The 3,156-nt window shown below is 62.4% G+C and carries 4 protein-coding genes; all 4 read left to right on the top strand.

The annotated features are described in order from the left end of the window. Positions 1-20: 20 nt before the first annotated feature. Positions 21-923: a PP2C family protein-serine/threonine phosphatase gene (locus AC1DWI_RS17710; protein ID WP_457282179.1), complete on the top strand. Its 903-nt coding sequence runs from the start codon at positions 21-23 to the stop codon at positions 921-923. Between the two features lie 130 nt (positions 924-1,053). Continuing rightward, positions 1,054-1,782, top strand: a complete 729-nt coding sequence (rph, locus tag AC1DWI_RS17705) for a ribonuclease PH (protein ID WP_477668270.1) — start codon at positions 1,054-1,056, stop codon at positions 1,780-1,782. A gap of 46 nt (positions 1,783-1,828) precedes the next feature. Continuing rightward, positions 1,829-2,437, top strand: a complete 609-nt coding sequence (locus AC1DWI_RS17700) for a non-canonical purine NTP pyrophosphatase (protein WP_477725331.1) — start codon at positions 1,829-1,831, stop codon at positions 2,435-2,437. A gap of 14 nt (positions 2,438-2,451) precedes the next feature. Continuing rightward, a partial coding sequence (gene hemW / locus AC1DWI_RS17695; RefSeq protein WP_477725330.1) for a radical SAM family heme chaperone HemW occupies positions 2,452-3,156 on the top strand: 705 nt, incomplete at its 3' end.

Genomic DNA, 3,156 nt, shown 5'->3' with positions numbered 1-3,156 from the left:
GGCTACGCGACTAAATTCAAATGAAATTCTCAGTCTTTCAGGTAAGCCGAAAAGGCGGGCGCGAGAAGAATGAAGACCGGATGGGCTATTGCTACACGCGAGAGTCGGGCCTGTTTGTGCTGGCAGACGGCATGGGCGGCCATCCTGAAGGCGAAGTGGCGGCGCAGCTTGCGCTGCAGACCATTTCCGCGCTGTACCAGAAAGAAGCGCGCCCTGTCATTGAAGACACCACCGAATTTCTTTCCACCGCGCTGATGGCGGCGCACCACCAGATCATTCGCTACGCCAGCGAAAAAGGCATGCTCGACACGCCCCGCACCACGCTGGTCGCGGCGATTTTGCAGGGCACCGGAGCCACTTGGGTCCATTGCGGCGATTCACGCCTGTATGTGGTGCGAGACGGCGAACTGCTGACACGTACCCGCGACCACTCCTACCTGGAGCAGCAGAGCGCCGGCGTCATCAAGCTCGAACGCATCAACCGCAACATCCTGTTCACCTGCCTCGGTTCTCCTACAAAACCTGTTTTTGACGTTGCCGGGCCCGTGACCCTGCAGCAGGGCGACAAGCTGCTGCTCTGCTCCGACGGTCTCTGGGGCAGCCTGAGTGACGAGGAAATTGTCCGCCAGCTGGCCGGCAAAGGGGTTTCGGATGCCGTCCCCGACCTGGTTGAAAATGCCTTGCGTACCGGCGGCGAACACAGCGACAACGTCACCGTGCTGGCCATGGAGTGGGAAACGCCTGACGCCTTCGAATCCACCCGGGGGGTGTCTACCGACAGCATCATGGACGGCGTTTTCGCCTCGACCATCCAGGCCGGCGTGCTGGATACCGTGGTGGACGACCTTGACGAAGCGACCATTGAACGCTCCATCGCTGAAATCAACGAAGCCATTCGCCGCTCAGCCGCAAGAAAAGCCTGATACCCCGGGTTAGCCGTTTCGGTGGCTGCGCCTTCGGCGCCGCTTGCCTCTCCCGTTTCCGCTCCATTCCAATTCCGTTCCCCCTCAATTCCGCCATTCAATCCGGCGCCTTGCCAGAAAGCCATCCACCATGAGTCAGTTTGAACGAAGCGGCGCGCGTGCGGCCGACGCCCTGCGCCCCGTGCGCATCACCCGCCACTACACGGCCTACGCCGAAGGCTCGGTGCTCATCGAGTTCGGCGGCACCAAGGTGCTCTGCACCGCCTCCGTTGAAGAAAAAGTGCCCGGCCACAAAAAGGGCAGCGGCGAAGGCTGGGTCACCGCCGAATACGGCATGCTGCCCCGCGCCACGCACACCCGCGGAGACCGCGAAGCCGCCCGCGGCAAGCAAAGCGGCCGCACCCAGGAAATCCAGCGCCTCATCGGCCGGTCGATGCGGGCGGTGTTTGACTTGAAGAAACTCGGCGAGCGCACCATCCATCTTGATTGCGACGTGATTCAGGCTGACGGCGGCACCCGCACCGCCAGCATCACCGGCGCTTTTGTGGCTGCGCAGGACGCCGTTAATACCCTGCTGGCCAGCGGCAAGCTCCAGCAAACCCCCATCATCGACCACGTCGCGGCAATTTCGGTCGGCATCGTGCGGGGTACGCCCCTGCTGGACCTGGAATACACCGAAGACTCCGCCTGCGACACCGACATGAATGTCGTCATGACCGGCGCCGGCAACTACGTGGAAGTGCAGGGCACCGCCGAAGGTGCGGCGTTCTCGCGCAAGGAAATGGACGCGCTGCTGGTTCTGGCCGAAAAAGGCATCGTCGAACTGGTCGGCATGCAGAAACAGTCGCTATCAAATTAATAGCTGCTCGCGCAGACCCCTATTGGCCTGGAGCCATTTTTTGCTTATGAAAATCGTACTTGCGTCGAACAACCAGGGCAAACTCGCCGAGCTCAAGGCCATGCTCCTTCCCCTGGGCCTGACGCTGGTCAGCCAGGCCGAGCTGGGCCTGCCGGAGGCTGACGAGCCCTTTCGCACCTTTGTGGAAAACGCACTTGCCAAAGCCCGCCAGGCGTCGCGCCTCAGTGGCCTGCCCGCGCTGGCCGACGACGCCGGTTTGTGCGTGGATGCCTTTGGCGGCCTGCCCGGCGTGGACACCGCGTTTTACGCCACGCAGTTTGGCTATGCCAAGGGCGACGACAACAACGTCAAAGCCTTGCTGGAGCAAATGGCCGGCCTGACGCAGCCCGCCCAGCGTCGCGCGGCGCTGGTTAGCACCCTGGTGGCGGTCCGGTCTGCAGAAGACCCGGAGCCACTGATTGCCTCAGGCCGCGTGGCCGGAGAAATCGCACCCGCGCCCGTCGGCAGCAACGGCTTCGGTTTCGACCCCGTGATGTACATCCCCGAGTTCGGCCAATCCTTTGCACAGTTGCCCGTTGAGGTAAAAAACGCCAACAGCCACCGCGGCAAGGCCGCACGGCAAATGATCGAACTCATGCGTGAGCGCTGGCTGTAACCACTCTTCCTTTTATGGCCCAGCAAGACATCCAGCACTACATGCGCAGCGGCACGCTGCAGCTGGCCGCGTTGCCGCCGCTGTCGCTGTACGTGCACCTGCCCTGGTGCCTCAAGAAATGCCCTTATTGCGACTTCAATTCGCACGAGGTCGCGGGCGAAATGCCAGAGCAGCGCTACATCGACGCCGTAGTGGCCGATCTGGAGGCCGCGCTGCCCCTGATCTGGGGCCGCATGGTCCACAGCATTTTTATTGGCGGCGGCACACCCAGCCTGTTTTCGCCGCAGGCCATAGACCGCTTGCTTGCCGACATCCGCGCACGCCTCAGGCTTGAAGCCGACTGCGAAATCACGCTCGAAGCCAACCCCGGCACCTTTGAAAAAGACCGCTTCAAGGCCTTTCGCAGCGCCGGCGTCACACGCCTGTCCGTCGGCGTGCAGAGCTTTGACGACAAACACCTCAAAGCCCTCGGCCGCGTGCACGACCGCGCCCAGGCCATCGCCGCGGTAGAAGAAGCCGCACAAGCCTTCGACACCTTCAACCTCGACATCATGTACGCGCTGCCAGGCCAGACCATGGAAAGCCTGGAGCAGGACATGCGGCAGGCGCTGGCGCTGCAGCCCCCGCACATCTCGATTTACCACCTGACCATCGAGCCCAACACCTACTTCCCCGCACATCTCGATTTACCACCTGACCATCGAGCCCAACACCTACTT

This window comes from Polaromonas sp. P3_C2 (genome assembly GCF_056402675.1).
Note: the sequence above shows the minus strand (reverse complement) of the source record. Positions and strands in the feature narration are given on the sequence as shown.